At 38.9% G+C, this 17769-nt stretch carries 16 protein-coding genes; 13 read left to right on the top strand and 3 right to left on the bottom strand.

Features of this window, described 5'->3' with window-relative positions:
• On the bottom strand, window positions 1-392 hold a 392-nt coding region (locus XEN7305_RS03875), incomplete at its 3' end, for a sugar phosphate nucleotidyltransferase (protein ID WP_006508035.1).
• A 68-nt stretch (window positions 393-460) separates the two neighbouring features.
• On the bottom strand, window positions 461-1354 hold the full coding sequence (rfbD, locus tag XEN7305_RS03880; protein WP_006508036.1) for a dTDP-4-dehydrorhamnose reductase: 894 nt from the start codon (window positions 1352-1354) through the stop codon (window positions 461-463).
• A 277-nt stretch (window positions 1355-1631) separates the two neighbouring features.
• Here rfbD and gmd point away from each other — a divergent pair, with 277 nt between their 5' ends.
• The 13 genes from gmd to XEN7305_RS26370 all read left to right on the top strand — a co-directional run bounded on the left by gmd (window position 1632) and on the right by XEN7305_RS26370 (window position 17217).
• The gene (gene gmd / locus XEN7305_RS03885) at window positions 1632-2705 is read left to right on the top strand and encodes a GDP-mannose 4,6-dehydratase (protein WP_006508037.1); all 1074 of its coding nucleotides are present in this window, start codon (window positions 1632-1634) and stop codon (window positions 2703-2705) included.
• 45 nt (window positions 2706-2750) lie between these two features.
• Complete coding sequence (locus XEN7305_RS03890) at window positions 2751-3698, top strand: GDP-L-fucose synthase (protein WP_006508038.1); 948 nt, start codon at window positions 2751-2753, stop codon at window positions 3696-3698.
• A gap of 114 nt (window positions 3699-3812) precedes the next feature.
• Window positions 3813-4142: a hypothetical protein gene (locus tag XEN7305_RS03895; protein ID WP_006508039.1), complete on the top strand. Its 330-nt coding sequence runs from the start codon at window positions 3813-3815 to the stop codon at window positions 4140-4142.
• A gap of 157 nt (window positions 4143-4299) precedes the next feature.
• On the top strand, window positions 4300-4563 hold the full coding sequence (locus tag XEN7305_RS03900) for a response regulator transcription factor (RefSeq protein ID WP_006508040.1): 264 nt from the start codon (window positions 4300-4302) through the stop codon (window positions 4561-4563).
• A gap of 43 nt (window positions 4564-4606) precedes the next feature.
• The gene (locus tag XEN7305_RS03905; RefSeq protein WP_006508041.1) at window positions 4607-5137 is read left to right on the top strand and encodes a PD40 domain-containing protein; all 531 of its coding nucleotides are present in this window, start codon (window positions 4607-4609) and stop codon (window positions 5135-5137) included.
• 132 nt (window positions 5138-5269) lie between these two features.
• On the top strand, window positions 5270-5542 hold the full coding sequence (psaK, locus tag XEN7305_RS03910; RefSeq protein WP_052035131.1) for a photosystem I reaction center subunit PsaK: 273 nt from the start codon (window positions 5270-5272) through the stop codon (window positions 5540-5542).
• A gap of 198 nt (window positions 5543-5740) precedes the next feature.
• The gene (locus tag XEN7305_RS03915; RefSeq protein WP_006508043.1) at window positions 5741-6478 is read left to right on the top strand and encodes a TIGR00266 family protein; all 738 of its coding nucleotides are present in this window, start codon (window positions 5741-5743) and stop codon (window positions 6476-6478) included.
• Between the two features lie 69 nt (window positions 6479-6547).
• Complete coding sequence (locus XEN7305_RS03920; RefSeq protein ID WP_006508044.1) at window positions 6548-7225, top strand: TIGR00266 family protein; 678 nt, start codon at window positions 6548-6550, stop codon at window positions 7223-7225.
• Window positions 7226-7263: 38 nt separating this feature from the next.
• Window positions 7264-7962, top strand: coding sequence for a TIGR00266 family protein (locus tag XEN7305_RS03925; protein WP_006508045.1), 699 nt, complete (start codon window positions 7264-7266; stop codon window positions 7960-7962).
• A 386-nt stretch (window positions 7963-8348) separates the two neighbouring features.
• Window positions 8349-12233 carry a S8 family serine peptidase gene (locus XEN7305_RS30120; protein ID WP_006508046.1) on the top strand — a complete coding sequence of 1295 codons (3885 nt, stop codon included), beginning with the start codon at window positions 8349-8351 and terminating at the stop codon, window positions 12231-12233.
• Window positions 12234-12292: 59 nt separating this feature from the next.
• Window positions 12293-13645, top strand: coding sequence for a cytochrome P450 (locus XEN7305_RS03935; protein WP_006508047.1), 1353 nt, complete (start codon window positions 12293-12295; stop codon window positions 13643-13645).
• Between the two features lie 136 nt (window positions 13646-13781).
• The gene (locus XEN7305_RS03940) at window positions 13782-16151 is read left to right on the top strand and encodes a tetratricopeptide repeat protein (protein WP_006508048.1); all 2370 of its coding nucleotides are present in this window, start codon (window positions 13782-13784) and stop codon (window positions 16149-16151) included.
• A gap of 196 nt (window positions 16152-16347) precedes the next feature.
• Window positions 16348-17217, top strand: coding sequence for a bifunctional 2-polyprenyl-6-hydroxyphenol methylase/3-demethylubiquinol 3-O-methyltransferase UbiG (locus tag XEN7305_RS26370; RefSeq protein ID WP_006508049.1), 870 nt, complete (start codon window positions 16348-16350; stop codon window positions 17215-17217).
• A 99-nt stretch (window positions 17218-17316) separates the two neighbouring features.
• Here XEN7305_RS26370 and XEN7305_RS03950 read toward each other — a convergent pair.
• Window positions 17317-17769 (bottom strand): calcium-binding protein (locus XEN7305_RS03950; protein ID WP_006508050.1); only part of this gene is annotated, 453 nt, incomplete at its 5' end.

Consider the following 17769-nt stretch of genomic DNA (forward strand, 5'->3'; position numbering starts at 1 on the left):
GTTAAAGCGTCGAGCTGCTGAGTTTTAAATTTATCAATGAATAAATCTAACTGACTTTCAACCAAGTTATCTCCCAAATACATCACAAAGGTCGCATCACCAAGAAAAGGCTGAGCAATTTTAACAGCATGGGCAAGACCTAAGGGCTCTTCTTGCAAAATATAGGTGATATTAGCGCCAAATTTGCTTCCATCTCCAGTTTTGGCCTTAACTTCTCCTCCTGTTTCTGGACTAATAATAATTCCAATATCAACAATACCTGCTGCCACAATAGATTCGATGCCGTACCAAAGAATGGGTTTATTTGCTACAGGAACTAGTTGTTTTGCCCCAGTATAAGTCAAGGGACGTAAGCGAGTTCCTTTGCCGCCAGAGAGAATTAATGCTTTCATTATGCGCTAGAGAGTAAAGGTAATGGGTAATGGGTAATGGGGAAAAACAGAACTCATCTATTTACTTTTTAGTAACTTTTGATAGATAGTTGTTGCCATTGTTTTAGCATTTTCTTAAGGGAATCCCGCCAATAAGGAGGATAGAGTCCTACCATTTGAGTAAATTTTGTTGTAGATAATATAGAATTTGCCGGTCGCTGAGCTGGAGTCGGATATTCTGCGGTAGTTATGGGCAATACTTTTTTGATTTTCAAGGGGAAGTTGAGTTGTCGGGCTTCATCAAAAATGGCTAGAGCAAAATCATACCAACTAGCAACACCAGTATTTGTATAATGATAGGTTCCTGAGGGGATCTCGGTTGGTTTTTCTATGATATTTGCGATCGCAGCGGCAATATCATAGGCCCAAGTGGGCGTTCCAATCTGATCCTCAACTACTTTTAATTCATCTCTTTCGGCTCCTAATCGCAACATTGTTTTAACAAAATTGCCATGTCCTTTACAGCCGTATACCCAAGCAGTTCGCAATATTATATGGTCATCACATTTTTTTCTAATGCCGAGCTCTCCTGTTAGTTTTGACTTACCATATACACCCAAAGGATTGGTAATATCATCTTCTTTATAGTTGGTACAATGCTGGCCGTCAAAAACATAATCAGTGGAAATATGTACCAACTTTGCAGAGATTTTTTGTGCCATTTCCCCCATAACTTCTGGAGCTAAAGCATTAATCGCCATTGCCAGTTGTGATTCAGTTTCGGCCTTATCTACGGCAGTATAAGCTGCGGCATTAACTATAATCTCTGGTGATACTGATGCGATCGCATCTCGAATTTCATCAGGTTTGGTAAGGTCTAATTCCTGACGAGTTGGAGTGGTTAATTCACCTAAAGATTGGAGTGTTGTGAGGAGTTCTTGTCCAACTTGTCCAGTACTTCCAATAAGTAGTATTTTTTTCATTTTTTAATTGTATTTAGGCTGAGGCTAGAGCAAAATTCTCCTAATATTTATCCAGAATAATTGCAGATAATACCATTAAAATCCAGGCAAATTAATAAAAACTTAAGAATAGAAAATAGAGGTGGTCACAAAAAAAATAAGAATGTTATAACCTGGGAAAATTGGAAAATTTTGGAACTTGAGTATAAGAGGTTAAAATCAATCCACTCATGCCCAGAGTCTTAGTAAAAATAAAAAACTGAGGACAAGAACAGTAATTTTTTTGTACCCATAAACAATGCAGATGAAAAGAGCCTTAATTACAGGAATAACAGGTCAAGACGGTTCTTATTTAAGTGAATTTTTATTAGAAAAAGGTTACGAAGTACATGGCATTATTCGCCGAACTTCCACCTTTAATACCGATCGCATCGAGCATATTTACGAAGATCCCCATAGTCCGACAGCGAAAATGTTTCTCCATTACGGAGATCTCACCGATGGCACAACTCTGCGCCGCATCCTTGAAGAAATAGAACCCCAAGAAATTTATAATTTAGGGGCGCAATCCCATGTTCGAGTGAGTTTCGACTCACCAGAATATACGGCGGACACTGTCGGGATGGGGACTTTGCGCTTGTTAGAAGCAATTCGGGATTACCAAAAAAGGACTGCTATGGAAGTAAAATTCTATCAAGCCGGGTCTTCAGAAATGTTTGGCAAGGTTCAAGAAGTTCCTCAAACAGAAACAACTCCTTTTTATCCTCGCAGTCCCTATGCTTGTGCGAAGGTTTATGCTCATTGGCAAACTGTTAATTATCGCGAATCCTATAATCTCTTTGCTTGCAATGGCATTTTGTTTAACCATGAATCACCGCGCCGTGGCGAAACTTTTGTGACTCGCAAAATTACTATGGCGATCGCAAAAATTGTGGCGGGAAAACAAAACAAGCTTTATCTTGGTAATCTTGATGCGAAAAGAGACTGGGGGTATGCCAAAGACTATGTAAGAGCAATGTGGCTGATGCTGCAACAAGAAACTCCTGATGATTATCTAGTCGCAACGGGCGAGACGCACTCAATTCGAGAATTTTTAGATATTGCTTTTGGTTATGTCAATCTCAATTGGCAAGACTATGTGGTTTTCGACCCTCGTTATTTGCGGCCTACAGAAGTTGATTTACTGATTGGAGATCCTAGCAAAGTCAGAACCAAACTGGCTTGGCAACCCTCGGTAGATTTCCCTGGTTTAGTAAAATTGATGGTAGATGCGGATTTATCGGCTTTGGGTTTATCTTCTGAGAATAGTGAGCCTTCAATGACCTTAGAGTCACCATCAATCCGTCAAGGTTTAGCTGTGGCAGTTGATTAAGTTTTTTACAGTTTTTTTATCTAGTATCAAGAGCAAACGGGACTAATGATTAGTTTAAACAACAAGCGAATTCTGGTTACTGGAGGTGCTGGTTTTCTGGGGAGACAAGTTGTTGCGCAACTGATTCTTGCTGGAGCTGACCCCCATCAGATTACTATTCCGCGATCGCGAGATTGTGACTTGCGTCGCCTTGATAACTGTTCCCAGGCTGTGGCACAGCAGGATATCGTGATTCATTTGGCAGCCCATGTTGGAGGTATTGGCCTAAATCGAGTCCAACCAGCCGAATTGTTTTATGACAACTTGATTATGGGCGCACAGTTAATCCATGCTGCCTATGAAGCAAAAGTTGAAAAATTCGTTTGTATTGGGACGATTTGCGCCTATCCCAAATTTACACCTGTTCCTTTTCGAGAAGAACATTTGTGGGATGGTTATCCCGAGGAAACTAATGCCGCCTATGGCATTGCCAAGAAAGCTTTGTTGGTACAACTTCAGTCCTATCGTCAACAATATGGATTTAACGGTATTTATCTATTGCCTGTCAATTTATATGGCCCAGAAGATAATTTTGACCCCAGAAGCTCCCATGTCATTCCCGCTTTGATTCGTAAAGTCCATGAGGCACAACAATCAGGGGCAAAGACCTTAGCCGTTTGGGGGGATGGCACTCCAACCCGCGAGTTTCTTTATTCTACCGATGCTGCCCAAGGAATTGTGATGGCGACTCAAGATTATGACAAAGCCGAACCCATTAATTTGGGAGTATCTCAGGAAATTTCGATCCGAGAGTTAGTGTTCTTAATTTGCGAGTTGATGGGATTTGCAGGAGAAATTATCTGGGAAACCGACAAACCTAATGGACAACCTCGTCGCTGTTTAGATACAGCTAAGGCTCAGCGGGAATTCGGCTTTATTGCCCAAACTAGTTTTCATCAGGGATTGCGAGAAACTATTGCTTGGTATCGGCAAAATTGTTTAGTTCTAGTCTAAATTACAGTCCTCTAAAACCTAAAACCTAAAACCTAAAACCCAAAACCTAAAACCTCAGACCTAGACTCTAATTTGTTATGATAGTCATCCATTTCCCATCGATTTTAAAGATAAATGCCAGAGCCGTTGGAAACTAGAGAAGAACAAATTGAAGCCCTTGAAGCTAATGCGGAGAGAATAGTTGCGATCGCAAAAAAAGGATATCAAGATTTCGCCGAAAAAGGAACTGTCGTAATTCTTAAGCAATTAGAGAATAATTCATCTGATTTGGAAGAATGGCAAATTGTTTATAAGCCGATGAGCTTGTTACCAAATGTTGTCAGTGATTGGAAAGAAGCTGGTTTGCAAGATTTGATTATTAAGTACAATCCTGAAGTTTCAGTAATTTGTACTTTTTTATACCCAAATGGCGCTCATACTAGTTATCATTTTTCTGAGGATTAGTGAATCACGAGAGAGTATCTTGTTTGGCTGTACCATAGAGATATACAAATAGTTAATATTCTAATTTTTCTGAAATAAAAATGAAGAATTGATTTTAGGGTGTTATTTTCCTCTATAAATAGGATAATTAAGTAAATATACCAGAGAACAAATACTTATGGTCATTAGCAAGTTCGACTACCCCGCATTACTGTCGGCCCGGGAACTCGAAATATTAGAATTGGTGGTCAGCGGGTTGAGTAACCACAAAATCGCCCAAAAGCTAGAAATCAGCAAGAGAACGGTGGATAATCATATCAGTAATATCTTGAAAAAAACCAATGTCGACAATCGTGTCGAGTTGGTGCGTTGGGCGTTGCAATGGGGCAAAGTATGCCTCAATGATGTCAACTGTTGTACGTTGCCCGCTCCCGAGCAATAGTGATAATCAACTTTTTCTCATCAATCATCCATGAAGTTATAAAATGCGTTTTATTCTATCTTGCGCTATCGGATGTATCGCGATCGCATTATTTGGTTGTAGCGAATCAGGCTATATTACACCACCAACCCATAATTTGGGGGCAACTCTTAATACCACAGCAGCGGAAACAGAACCTAATTTCTCCCATGATGGTCGTTATTTAGTCTTTACCAGCGATCGCGACTCTCAACGTAATATCCTAGTTTATGACGTTCCCAATCGCCGTCTGCTAGATATTCCCGGACTAAACCAATCGCAAACGATGCAATCTCAGGGCGATATTAGTGCCGATGGTCGCTATATAGTATATGTCTCAGAACAATTAGGCAAACCAGATATTTTTATTTATGATCGCCTAGAAAGAAATAGCGAAAACATTACCAAAAATGTTGTAGCAGAAGTCCGCAACCCCACAATTAGCGGCAATGGTCGGTTTGTAACTTTTGAAAGTAATCGTTCTGGACAATGGGATATCGAGATTTTTGACCGTGGTCTGGGTACCCAGTTATCTCTCCCGTTAGACCCCAAATAGCGATGAAACAAAGTTGAGCTATTGCTACTGTTAATTGTTCTGTTAATTATTAAAAAGAAAAAAGCTATTTGGGAAACAGATTTCTATATCCTAGGAACATTAGGCTTTAATCAAGCAGGAGTTTATACCACAATGATATCTACTTTACATTTGGCTGTTTACTATGCCCCTTCAACTATTGAGTGGAATAGTTCTGTGGCCATCATTATGATTTTTTCTAACTTATTTGTGATTGCAATCAGTCGTTATGCTATTCAAAACCCTGGTCAAGGCCCTAGTTTCCCGATCCCTTTACCTGGAGTATTTACCAATTTCGGTATTGCTGAATTGCTAGCAACCACCAGTTTAGGACATATCTTGGGTGCAGGAATCATCTTAGGATTAAGCAACGCAGGCGTTTTGTAGAAATTTACTTTCGAAGGCAGAGGGCAGAGGGCAGAAGGGAAATTTCCTGTTCCCTGTTCCCTGTTCCCTGTTCCCTGTTCCCTGTTCCCTGTTCCCTAGAGCTTAGATTTGCGGCACCTCACGAGTAGCAAAATTGCTACATATTGACATTACTTCAAGTTCAGACATACTAGAGATGAAAAAATAATCTCTAAAATTGTGCAGTGCGACATTAGGTATAAGCCAGCCTTTGCAACTATTTTTGTGACTCTAGAGCCGGGCGAAAGCATTACAGCTGAAGCAGGGGCCATGGTGAGTATGGATAGTATGCTAACGATGAAGACCGAATTTTCTGGGGGTTTTCTTCCTGCTTTAGGTAAAAAATTATTCGGGGGAGAATCTCTGTTTGTTAATGTTTTTGCCAATAAAACCAGCAGACCATTACAAGTTGTATTAAGTCAATCGGTAATAGGAGATATTGCAGAAATTGAGCTCCAAGGGAGAGAATTATATTTCCAACCGGGTGCTTATATAGCCCATACGGCCGGGGTAAAAATGACCGTAGGCTGGGCTGGTTTTACTAGTTGGCTAATGGGCGAAGGGTTATTTAAACTCAAAATTGGTGGTATAGGAAAAGTATTTTTTGGAGCCTATGGTGGCATTACAAAAAAAACCATCGCAGGGCAGTTTATTGTCGATAATAGTCATTTGGTAGCTTATGAGCCGGGGATTAAAATGGGAATTAAACTTTCAGGCGGTTTACTTGGCTCTCTAACTTCTGGAGAAGGTTTAGTAAACCGACTTTCAGGTCATGGTGATATCTACCTTCAATCCCGCAGTTTTGATGGTTTACTTCGATTTCTCCGTCCTCAAATAGGCAAAATTGCCAATCAGGCCAGAGGGAGGAGAAAAGTCAGAGGCATGATACAAGATAGAGTATTTAATACTATTCGATAATCTTGGCAATATTAGGAGATATTGCCGGTAGTTTTTTTTGATCAACCATAAATCAGGACTGGGAAAATCATGAAGGTTGAATTATTACAACAACCCGATAGTGCGATCGCCTGTGTAACGTTAGATGCTGGGGAAGAAGTGATAGCCGAAGCAGGTTCTATGATTGCCATGGATGCAACGGTATCAGCCAATACCACTCTGCGGCAAGGTCGTTCTGGGGGCATTTTCGGCAGTGTGGGGCGAGTATTAGGGGGGGAGTATTTATTTCTCAGTGTATTTCGTTCCGGCAAAACTGGAGACGAAGTCTGGTTGGCTCCGAAGTTAGTAGGTGATCTATTAGTCTATGATATGCAGGGACAAGATTTGATTGTCCAGTCAGGTTCCTATTTAGCTTGTAGTTCCAGCGTGAATATTGATTTGGGTTTTCAGGGTTTGCGATCGCTTTTTTCTGGTGAGTCAATTTTTTGGTTAACCATCTCTGGCTATGGAAAGGCGTTAATAACTTCCTTTGGCGGTATTTATGAAATTGACGTTGACGGAGAATATATTGTTGACACAGGACATATTGTTGCCTTTGAGCGTAGTCTTAGTTTCAGTATTAACAAAGCGGGTTCAAGCTGGTTAGGAGCTTTTCTTGGGGGTGAAGGTTTAGTTTGTCATTTTAGAGGCCAAGGCAAAGTTTATTGCCAAACCCATAGTCCAAGAGCATTTGGTTCTTTTATTGGTTCTCGACTGCCAGCACGGTGATTAAGTAATAAGTAATAAGTAATAAGTAATAAATTATTATGAAAAATGATATTCCCTATAGAGTAGAGCATGCTCCTGCCTATGCTTCTTTAGTTTTAGATGTCCCAACCAATCAAACAGTATTGGTCGAAGCTTCGGCTATGGCGGCGATGGATGTTTCGCTGCAAATGCAGTCGAAGATCAGAGGTGGTTTACTACGGGGTGTGGGTCGCATGTTCGGCGGGGAATCATTATTTATTAATGAGTTTACGGCCCTCGGGAGCAAGGGAGAAATCTATATTTCCCCTGGGGTTCCTGGCGATATTGCCCATTATTATGTAGAACCTGGACATAATTTGATGGTGCAATCATCGGGTTTTGTTGCTTGCGCTTCTACTATTGAAATTAATACTCAGTTTCAGGGTTTTAAAGGATTTTTTAGTGGGGAATCTTTGTTTTTATTAAAAGCAACAGGCCAAGGAGATTTTTGGTTTAGTTCCTATGGTGGAATATTAGAAATTGAAGTTTCAGAAAATTATATAGTTGATACTAGTTATATTGTCGCCTTTGAAGATAGTCTTAACTACAATGTGGAGTTGATTGGCGGACTTTCTTTTAATAATTTACTCACAGGGATATTTGGGGGTGAAGGTTTAGTTTGTCGATTTAGTGGTAAGGGTAGGTTGTGGATTCAAACTCGGGCAATCAATCCTTTGCTAAACTTTTTACATCCTTTCCGCCCTGTTAGTAATGATTAATTGTTATTAAATTTCCCAATTTTAACAACGAAGTAATAGAATTTTCCCTAAATCCCCAAATCCCTAAATCCCCAAGTTCTTAATGCAGAACTAGTAAATTTTCTAATCATATAACTAACATTTTAAGAGTTTGTGATCGCTTTAAAAAATGTCTATAAAGATTAGTATTTCAACTAGATTACAACTTGAAAACTGTTGTTAATACCTATATATACGGGTTTATTCTTAAGCATGATTTCGGTTGTCGTCGACTAAATAAACAACCATAATTGTCTTAAATCATATTCTTTTCAGTTTCGGATTTTAGCGATATTTATCTAGAGCTGAAGTCTTTTATTTATGGTTAACAACTTCAGTTCAAGTTAGAAATAATACATATTAATCTTATGGATCTCAATGGGTTACCAGGTAGTAAATCTTCTGCTGTCTCTGATGTTCTACTACAGTTAGAAAACTTGAATAATGATCGCAATAGCAAATCTAATGATAATATTTCGAGTAATTTATTTAAAGTTAGTAATGATTTCCTCATAATCGATGAGAATATTCGTCGAGTAGCAGTCAGGATTACCGTAGAAGATATCGATGCTTTGTTACCTTTTCTGGATAATCTAGGTTTTGAAACACTTGGTAGTTCTGCCCAAAATCATCTCATAGAAGGGTATATTGCCTTTGATAATATTTCTAATCTTGAAGTTTTAGTAGACGAAGGACTTATCATGGGTGTGATTCCTGTCTATAAGCCAGTCACAAATGTTGGGGATACAGATAGCCAAGCCGACTTTGTCCAGGAAGCAAATAGAGTCAGAGCAGCTTTGCCCACCAGCTATGATGGCACAGGTCAAACTATTGCAGTATTTAGTGATAGTTATGACACTTCAGGCGATGGTTCAGCAGCAGCAGATATTACCTCGGGAGATTTACCTGCGGGGGGAGTTACAGTCTTACAAGAACTCGATGAGCCTGGTAGCGATGAAGGTCGAGCGATGCTTCAGTTGGTTCATGATTTAGCTCCTGGAGCCGATTTGGTATTTTCTTCAGTGTTTTTTGGTGAAGCTGATTTTGCTCAACAAATTCGTGATGCTGCTGATTCTACCATAGGCAACTCTAGCGTCTTAGTTGATGATATTGGCTATTTGAGTGAGCCATTTTTCCAAGATGGCTTAATCGCCCAAGCCATAGATGATGTAGTAACCAATGAGGACGTTACTTATTTTTCTGCTGCTGGCAATAGTGCTGATGAATCCTACGAAGCCACTAGTATTAATTTTGTGAATACTGGTGTTGGTACTGGGCAATTTTCTGATATTAAATATGATTTTGATCCTGGTGCGGGTATTGATACCAACCAACAAATTACATTAGCCCCTGGTGCTTCCTTTCGTATTTCTTTCCAATGGGACGATCCTTTTTTCACAACTAGTGGAGTAGATACAGACTTAGATATTTTTATTTATGATTCGGCAAATAATCTTGTTGATCAATCAGCTAGTAATAATATTGCTAATCAAACCCCATTTGAGATCGTCGTTGTTGAAAATACCAGTGCCTCCAACCAAGACTTTTTTATCGAAATCGAAAAATTTGCGGGTCCTGATCCCAATCGAATTAAATGGATTAGCTTTGACAACGATCCTCTTTTTGTTGAGTATGATACCAATAGTCCTACGATTAACGGTCATCCCGCAGCAACTAATGCTCAAGCAGTGGCCGCAATTCCTTTCTTTGATCAAAATAATCCCGAACCTTTTACTTCTGAGGGTCCAAACACGATTCTCTTTGAGCCTAATGGCACGCTAAAGGCTGTGCCAGAAATTAGACAAACTCCTGATATTGCTGCGATCGATGACACTAATACAACTTTCTTTATTCCGGGTAATGATATACCTGAAGATCTTGATACTTTTCCCAACTTTAGCGGAACTTCTGCGGCAGCTCCCCATGCAGCGGCAGTGGCTGCTCTAGTTCAACAGGCTAATCCCAGTTTTACGCCCCATCAAGTTTATGCTCGTCTGCAATCTACAGCAATAGACATTACGCCTTCAGGTTTTGATAATGTCACAGGTTTCGGCTTGATCAATGCTTATGATGCAATTTTTGGTTCAGTGGTACCAGCAACTCTGCCTTTTAGCGAAAATTTTGATGATGGTGATTTGCCTCTAGCCTTTGAGACTAATAGCAATACTTCTGGCAGAATTCAGGTTACTAGCGATTTCAGCCCTTTAGGAGCTCAACAGCTTATTTTAGACAGTTCAGCAGAAGGTTTTGGTTTATCTCTTAATGAAGCAATTCTCCATCTTGATACTACTGGTTTTACCGATATCTTACTAAGTTTCCAGCAAAAGGAATTCAGCGACGAAGACGATGTTATGCCTTCGACTTTCTTGGGTTCTAATAATTCTGATGGTGTCGCTCTTAGCGTTGATGGCACAAATTGGGTTAGATTAATTAGCCTAACAGGTAGTAATTCTCTAAGCTCATTTCAAACTAATTCTTTTGATTTAACTGCGATCGCTGCTGCTAATAGTTTAACTCTAGGTTCTGATGTTCAGATTAAATTCCAACAATTTGATAATTTTCCTCTGACTAATGACGGTTTTGCCTTTGATAATATCTCCGTCACTGGTACTAGCATCAGTATCTGTAATCCTACCAATGGAGACGATAATCTAACATCTTGTGTAACCTCCGGAGACGACAATATTAATGGACTAGGAGGAAATGACACCTTAGCTGGGGGAGATGGCAATGATACTCTCAATGGCAGCACTGGTAACGATGTTATTTTTGGTCAAAATGATAACGACCGATTGCTGGGGGGGGATGATAATGATACGCTCTATGGCGACTCTGGTAATGATGTTATGTTCGGGCAAAATGATAACGATAGATTACTAGGCGGCGACGGCAATGATACTCTTTATGGCGATGCTGGTGCAGATATTCTCATCGGACAAAATGATAACGACCGATTGCTGGGCGGAGATGATAATGATACTCTCTACGGAGGCTCCGGGTTAGATAAACTCCAAGGAGGAGACGGTAATGATACTCTCTATGGGGAATCGGATGCCGATGTTATGTTCGGGCAAAATGATAACGATAGATTACTAGGGGGCGACGGTAATGATACTCTCTATGGTGATGCTGGTGCAGATATTCTCATCGGACAAAATGATAACGACCGATTACTAGGCGGTGATGATGGCGACTTCTTGTATGGAGGGATCGGTGATGACACTCTGATTGGGCAGTCTGGAGCTGACGATCTTTTTGGCGAGGAGAATAATGACTTCCTGTATGGGGGAGATGGCAATGACACCCTAGATGGTGGAGCTCAGGACGATGTTCTTTTTGGAGATGATAATGATGATCGATTACTGGGCAAGGATGGCAATGACACTCTTAATGGGGGCTCAGGTTTAGATACTCTACAAGGGGGCAATGGCAATGATAATCTTAATGGCAACGCTGGTGCAGATGTGCTTTTTGGGCAAAATAATGACGACCGATTACTAGGGGGCGACGATAATGATACTCTCTATGGCGATGCTGGTGCGGATCTGCTTTTCGGGCAAAATAATGATGACAGATTACTAGGGGGAAATGGCAATGATACTCTCTATGGTGATGCTGGTGCGGATATTCTCATTGGACAAAATAATAATGACCGATTGTTGGGGGGCAATGATAATGATGCGCTCTATGGAGGCTCAGGTTTAGATACGCTCCAAGGGGGCAATGGCAATGATACCCTCTACGGGGAGTCCGATGCCGATGTGCTTTTTGGGCAAAATAACGATGATAGATTACTAGGAGGCGACGGCAATGATACCCTCTATGGTGACTCGGGTGCTGATGTTCTCATCGGTCAAAACAATAATGATAGGTTGCTTGGGGGCAATGGCAATGACACTCTCTTTGGTGAGTCTGGTGCTGACGTGCTTGTTGGGCAAAATAATAACGACAGCTTATTAGGTGGGGATGGAGCAGATACGCTTATTGGCGGTTTAGGGCTAGATCGTTTAGTGGGAGGCCCTGATAGCGATCGCTTTACCCTAGAATCTAATATTACGGCCGATCGGGTTATCATCGAAGACTTTGCCGATGGAACTGATTTGTTGGACTTGACTGGGGGTCTTGCTTTTGGTGACCTGACAATATCTCAAGTTGGAGCTGATACCAGTATTCTAGAAACTGCAACAACTCAAACCCTAGCTGTTCTTGAAGGAATTAATGCCGGTGATATTGATATGACTGATTTTATCTAGAATCTTTTTCTACAATGGGATATATTCTATAAAAATTAGTATATTGCTTGGAAAGATTCATGGGAAAACCAATACCAAAAGTTAAGCAACATCCTCTGTGGCAACGTCTGCAATGGATTGGTGACCCTGTCGGCTATATGGAAGAGGCAGTGGCAGATCATCCCGACCTGTTTGCTGCGGAGATCATCGGCTTTGGCAATAATTTGGTTTTTGTCAATCATCCTCAGGCGATTCAACAACTGCTAACAAGCGATCGCCGACAATTTGCGGCTTCAGGCAAAGAGAATGGTTTACTCAAACCCCTACTAGGGGAATATTCCATTACTATGCTGGATGGCGATCGCCACAAGAAACGAAGAAAGCTTTTATTACCACCTTTTCACCGCGAAAGAATGCCCGCCTATGGTCAATTAATCTGCGATTTGACTACTAAAATTTTCGATCAATTTACGCTGGATCAAGCCTTTACTGCCAGAAAAACCACTCAAGAGATTTCACTACAAGTTATACTCGAATCCGTTTACGGCCTACATAGTGGAGAGCGAGCTCAAAAGCTCAAAGGATTACTAAGTAAGCTATCTGATGTATTTAGCTCTCCTTTAACTTCAGCTTTTCTCTTTTTCCCTTGGTTACAAAAAGATTTGGGACCTTGGAGTCCTTGGGGCAATCTTTTAAGACAACAAAAAGCTATTAATAGTACTATTTACCAGGAATTGGCAGAACGCAGAGCCCATCCCGACGAAAAAAGGCAAGATATTTTATCTTTATTGATGTCAGCGCGGGATGAAGAAGAGCAGCCCTTAAGTGATATTGAATTACGAGATGAATTGATGACTTTGATGTTTGCCGGTCATGAAACCACTGCCACTGCAATGGCCTGGGCTTTGTATTGGATTCATTCTTTGCCCGAAGTAAAGCACAAGCTCTTGACTGAATTAGAGAGCTTGGGGGCAGATCCGGAGCCCATGGAGATTATGAAGTTGCCCTATCTCAATGCAGTCTGCCAAGAAACTTTAAGGATTTATCCCGTGGGAATGCTGACTTTTCCCCGAGTTGCTACTGAGAAGGTAGATTTATTGGGCTACGATATTCAGCCAGGGCAGATTCTCGTGGGGTGCATTTATTTAGCTCATCAAAGAGAAGATATCTATCCTGATGCCAAACAATTTCGACCAGAGCGTTTTCTCGAAAAACAATTTTCTCCCTACGAATTTATTACCTTTGGTGGTGGTGCGCGTCGTTGTATTGGCGAAGCTTTAGCTCAGTTTGAACTCAGGCTTGCGATCGCAACAATCCTATCGCGTTATGACTTGGCGCTAGCCGAAAATAATGAGGAAAAGCCCCAGCGTCGCGGGGTCACATTAGCTCCCGCCAATGAAGTGAGAATGATTTTTAAAGGTACTAATTATTAAAATTGTCGCTTTTTATTAAACTGGTTGTTAATTATAATTCACGAATAAGCTCATAATCTTGGGCAAAGCTTAAGAAGAAGGCTATAGTATTCTGTCAGGAGTAAATTATAAATTAGTAATCTGTTTGGCGAAAAAAATGGAGCAAGTAGATACCCAACAAATCACTCAAGATTTACTTGAAAAAGGACATAAGCTAAGAAAAGAATGCAAGCTAGATGAAGCTATATCAACATATAAACAAGGAATTAAAGTAGAGGCTCGCTCTCATGAATGCTATCATTTCATAGGAGAAGTATTAGCTCAAAAAGATCAACTAGAGCAAGCAATTAAATCCTACGAAAAATCTATTAAAATCAATCCCAATTATTGCTGGTCATATCATTGTTTGGGATTAGTTTACTTTTGGCAAGGTCAGTTAGATAAAGCGATAGCATACTCCCGTCTTTCTCTAGAAAAAGCCCCAAATATAGCAGTATTCTACTATCATTTAGGACTCTATTTAAAACGACAAGGAAACTTATATGAAGCTATTTATTGTTGTCAGAAAGCGATAGGCTTAGATCCTAATTTGGCACAAGCTCACCATATTTTGGGACAATGTTTAGCCAAAAAAAAGCAATGGAAACAGTCTTATGAAGCTTATATAAAAGCTCTGAAACTTGACTCAAATCTACCAAATCTTAGAAGAAATTTAGCAGATGTACAATTACAACTAAATACTAAAGAATCTTTGGAAGAATCCTTTAATAATTATCTTCAAGAAATAAAGCAACATCCAGACGAAACACAACTTTATCATAAAGCATTAGAAATAAAATCAGATCGGCCAGAAATATATGAACAATTAGCCGATGCTTTGGCAAGACAAAAAAGATTTGATGGAGCAATATGTTTTTACAAAATAGCACTCAACCTGAACCCAAATAAAATTGAAATTTATTCAAAGCTAGGGAACTTTTTAACGAAACAAAAAAGATTTGATGGGGCCATTGCTAATCTACGTAAAGTGACAGAAATAAAGCCACATTTTTCTTCTTATCACGCTTTGGGTTTAGCTTTAGAAAATAACAATCAAATTGAAGAAGCCATCCGGGCTTATCGTAATGCGATTAAAGAAAAGCCAGATTATTTTTGGTCTTATCGTCATTTAGGTTTAGCATTAGTAAAGCAAGGAGAATTAGAAGAAGCTATTAAAACTTTCCGCTATGCTGTAGAACTCAATCCAGATTATCACGGTACATATTTCGATCTAGGTAAAGCTTTAGAAAAAAAATCACAAATAATTTCCGATCAAAACAATCTTCAAAAATCCGAACAATATTTAGAAAGAGGAATACAATTACAAAAAAAAGGAAAATTGCAAGAAGCGACTGAATGTTACTTAGACGCTATTAGTAAAAAAATAAAAAACGCTAAGATTTACTATGAATTAGGAACTGTTTTTCAGCAACAGGGTAAATTAGATAAAGCGATTCAATATTGGTTTCAGTCTATTGAGATAGAGCCTACATTTGGACCAATATATCATAAGCTAATATGGTCTGAATTAAACGCAAGTCAGATAGAAAAAGCAATTTCTTGTTGTGATCAAGCAATTTTATCTTGCAAAGACAATGCAACTTTGCCGCTAATTTATACTACAGTAGCAGAACTTCTAACTAAACAAGGTCAGCTCAACAAGGCAAATAAATACTATCAAACTGCCCTTGAGAAGCAGGTTTTATTATCTAATCCACAAATATTATCTAACCTTAAAAGAGAACAAGAAAGAAAACCTCATTTTTTAGTAATTGGAGGCATGAAATGTGGGAGTACTTCTCTTTATACTTATTTATCTGAGCATCCTCAAATTATTCCAGCATTAAAAAAAGAAATCCATTTTTTTAACAGTTACTATGATAGAGGAATAGATTGGTATTCATCTCATTTTTTTCCAATTCTGAAAGAACAATCTTTTTTGACGGGAGAAGCTACTCCTTGTCTTAGTGAGTATGGAGTATGGTCAAAAATTGCTCAGCATTTTCCTGAGCTGAAACTAATTGTCGTATTAAGAAATCCTGTAGAACGGGCATATTCCCACTATAATCATACGGCTCAGTGGTTTGGAGCCCAACATTCATTTAAAGACTCAATTTTATCAGAATTAGAAAATACTCAATTAAGTAATTTGATCCTAGAAGATGAGACTGCGTATAGAAAAGTACAATCCTATTATATTTTATTAGGTTTGTATGTCTATTGGCTCAAAGAATGGATGAAGTTTTTTCCCAGAGAACAATTTTTGATTTTACGAAGTGAAGACTTATATACAAATCCTGCCAATACGATGAACAAAGTTTATAAATTTTTGAATATATCGAGTCATAAAAAATCTTTATATCAAAACACTTTTGCTGGTAAATATTTAGCAATGGATGAATCTTTACGTCATGCTCTTGTCGAATATTATCAACCTCATAATCAAAAACTAGAAGATTTTTTAGGCATGAATTTTAACTGGAATTGATAAACGCATATTTCATGACATGAACTGACGATAATTGATTCAATTGAAATTTAATATTATTTAAATATTGTTCGCCTAATATATAAATAATAGATAACTATAATGGAACGAGTCAAAACAAGGATTGTAACCTTAGATTTTTACTAAAAGTTGAATATTGTCAATCCCCATTCGTTATAAAAAAAGTGAATAACCTATGTCTACAACAATAAGTACGTCCACAACAGCAAGGTTAGAAGAAAAAATCGTCGAACTTGGTCCCTGGCATTTGAATGTTCAAGTGACTCCTGAAATTGGTACTTCCATTTACCGTGATGCTATTAAAAATGATCCTCAACATGCAGAAGCTTCCAGTAATGTTGCCTTTGTCGATCCTGGAGATAAATTTAAAAAACTCATGCAAAAAATATATCCTAATGGCCTAAAAGATAAACGGTTTTTGGATTGTGCTTGTAACTGTGGTGGTTACAGTTTTTGGGCAAAAGAATTAGGTGCATCAGAATGTTTTGGGTTTGATGTTCGCGAACATTGGATTAATCAAGCAAATTTTCTTCTGGAAAACCGCACTTTTCCCAATGAAAACGTCAATTTTGCTGTTCAAGATCTTTATGATCTGCAAAAGCAAAACTTAAAGCCATTTGATATCACTCTTTTCAAAGGTATTTTTTATCATTTGCCTGACCCTGTGTCTGGACTCAAGTTGGCCGCAGATCTCACGACAGAGTTACTTTATTTAGATACTGCAACACGGAGTAACTTCGACGACGGTGCATTAGTAATTGCCAATGAAAATAAAAATGCTCTAATGTCTGGGATGTACAATCTCAATTGGTTTCCTACTGGCCCTAAAGTTTTGATGAATATACTGCAATGGGCTGGATTTCAGGAGTTTCATCTTCTCTTTTGGCGTAAGGATACTCATGGAAATAGTTCAAGAACTAAGGTCAACCAAAATGTACGCAATGGGAGACTAGCATTGCTAGCTTCGAAGAAGCCAGGTCTTTTCGATGGCTTAGAAAAAGAAAGATCGGACAGAAGAGAACTGAAATTACAGCAAAAAGATTGAGATGAAGAAACACTAATTAAAGTGAAATATAAAAATTTCAAATAAGCTATGTTTTTTCTGATGAAAGTGAGGAAAAGTGAGAAAATAACTTTTCCTCATCTATATATATTGAATATCTCTATTATTTAAAACGCTAGTATCAACTCCAAATATATTGGCTATTAAATCGTTATCTTTATAAATTCTATTAGCAATAAAATCATAATCATTGCTAGATCCAAAAAGACGGAGCTTGTCTTGCCCAATTTGGAAATCGGTAATCAAAGCAAAATCATTATTGCCATTCTCTAAGTAAAAAGAATCTTCAACATCTCCTAAAACAAAAATATCTTTACCATTTCCACCAACTAGTCTATCCAAGCCATTAAATCCAGAAATTATATCATCGCCTTCACCACCAAAAATAGTGTCATTGCCAATATTGCCACTTAGCCGATCGCTTCCAATATCGCCCAAAATTCGATCATCGCCATCCCCTCCCAATACAGTGTCATCACCTTCACCACCAAAAATAGTGTCATTGCCAATATTGCCACTTAGCCGATCGCTTCC

It is taken from the genome of Xenococcus sp. PCC 7305, assembly GCF_000332055.1.
In the GTDB taxonomy this organism is placed as follows: Bacteria; Cyanobacteriota; Cyanobacteriia; order Cyanobacteriales; family Xenococcaceae; genus Xenococcus.

Bases quoted from the DNA above. Each gene is read 5' to 3' on its own strand.
- XEN7305_RS30120 (WP_006508046.1), top strand. From the start codon at position 8,349: ATGGATCTCAATGGGTTACCAGGTAGTAAATCTTCTGCTGTCTCTGAT.
- rfbD (WP_006508036.1), bottom strand. From the start codon at position 1,354: ATGAAAAAAATACTACTTATTGGAAGTACTGGACAAGTTGGACAAGAA.
- XEN7305_RS03890 (WP_006508038.1), top strand. From the start codon at position 2,751: ATGATTAGTTTAAACAACAAGCGAATTCTGGTTACTGGAGGTGCTGGT.
- psaK (WP_052035131.1), top strand. From the start codon at position 5,270: ATGATATCTACTTTACATTTGGCTGTTTACTATGCCCCTTCAACTATT.
- XEN7305_RS03935 (WP_006508047.1), top strand. From the start codon at position 12,293: ATGGGAAAACCAATACCAAAAGTTAAGCAACATCCTCTGTGGCAACGT.
- XEN7305_RS03900 (WP_006508040.1), top strand. From the start codon at position 4,300: ATGGTCATTAGCAAGTTCGACTACCCCGCATTACTGTCGGCCCGGGAA.
- XEN7305_RS03895 (WP_006508039.1), top strand. From the start codon at position 3,813: ATGCCAGAGCCGTTGGAAACTAGAGAAGAACAAATTGAAGCCCTTGAA.
- XEN7305_RS26370 (WP_006508049.1), top strand. From the start codon at position 16,348: ATGTCTACAACAATAAGTACGTCCACAACAGCAAGGTTAGAAGAAAAA.
- XEN7305_RS03905 (WP_006508041.1), top strand. From the start codon at position 4,607: ATGCGTTTTATTCTATCTTGCGCTATCGGATGTATCGCGATCGCATTA.
- XEN7305_RS03920 (WP_006508044.1), top strand. From the start codon at position 6,548: ATGAAGGTTGAATTATTACAACAACCCGATAGTGCGATCGCCTGTGTA.
- XEN7305_RS03940 (WP_006508048.1), top strand. From the start codon at position 13,782: ATGGAGCAAGTAGATACCCAACAAATCACTCAAGATTTACTTGAAAAA.
- XEN7305_RS03925 (WP_006508045.1), top strand. From the start codon at position 7,264: ATGAAAAATGATATTCCCTATAGAGTAGAGCATGCTCCTGCCTATGCT.
- gmd (WP_006508037.1), top strand. From the start codon at position 1,632: ATGCAGATGAAAAGAGCCTTAATTACAGGAATAACAGGTCAAGACGGT.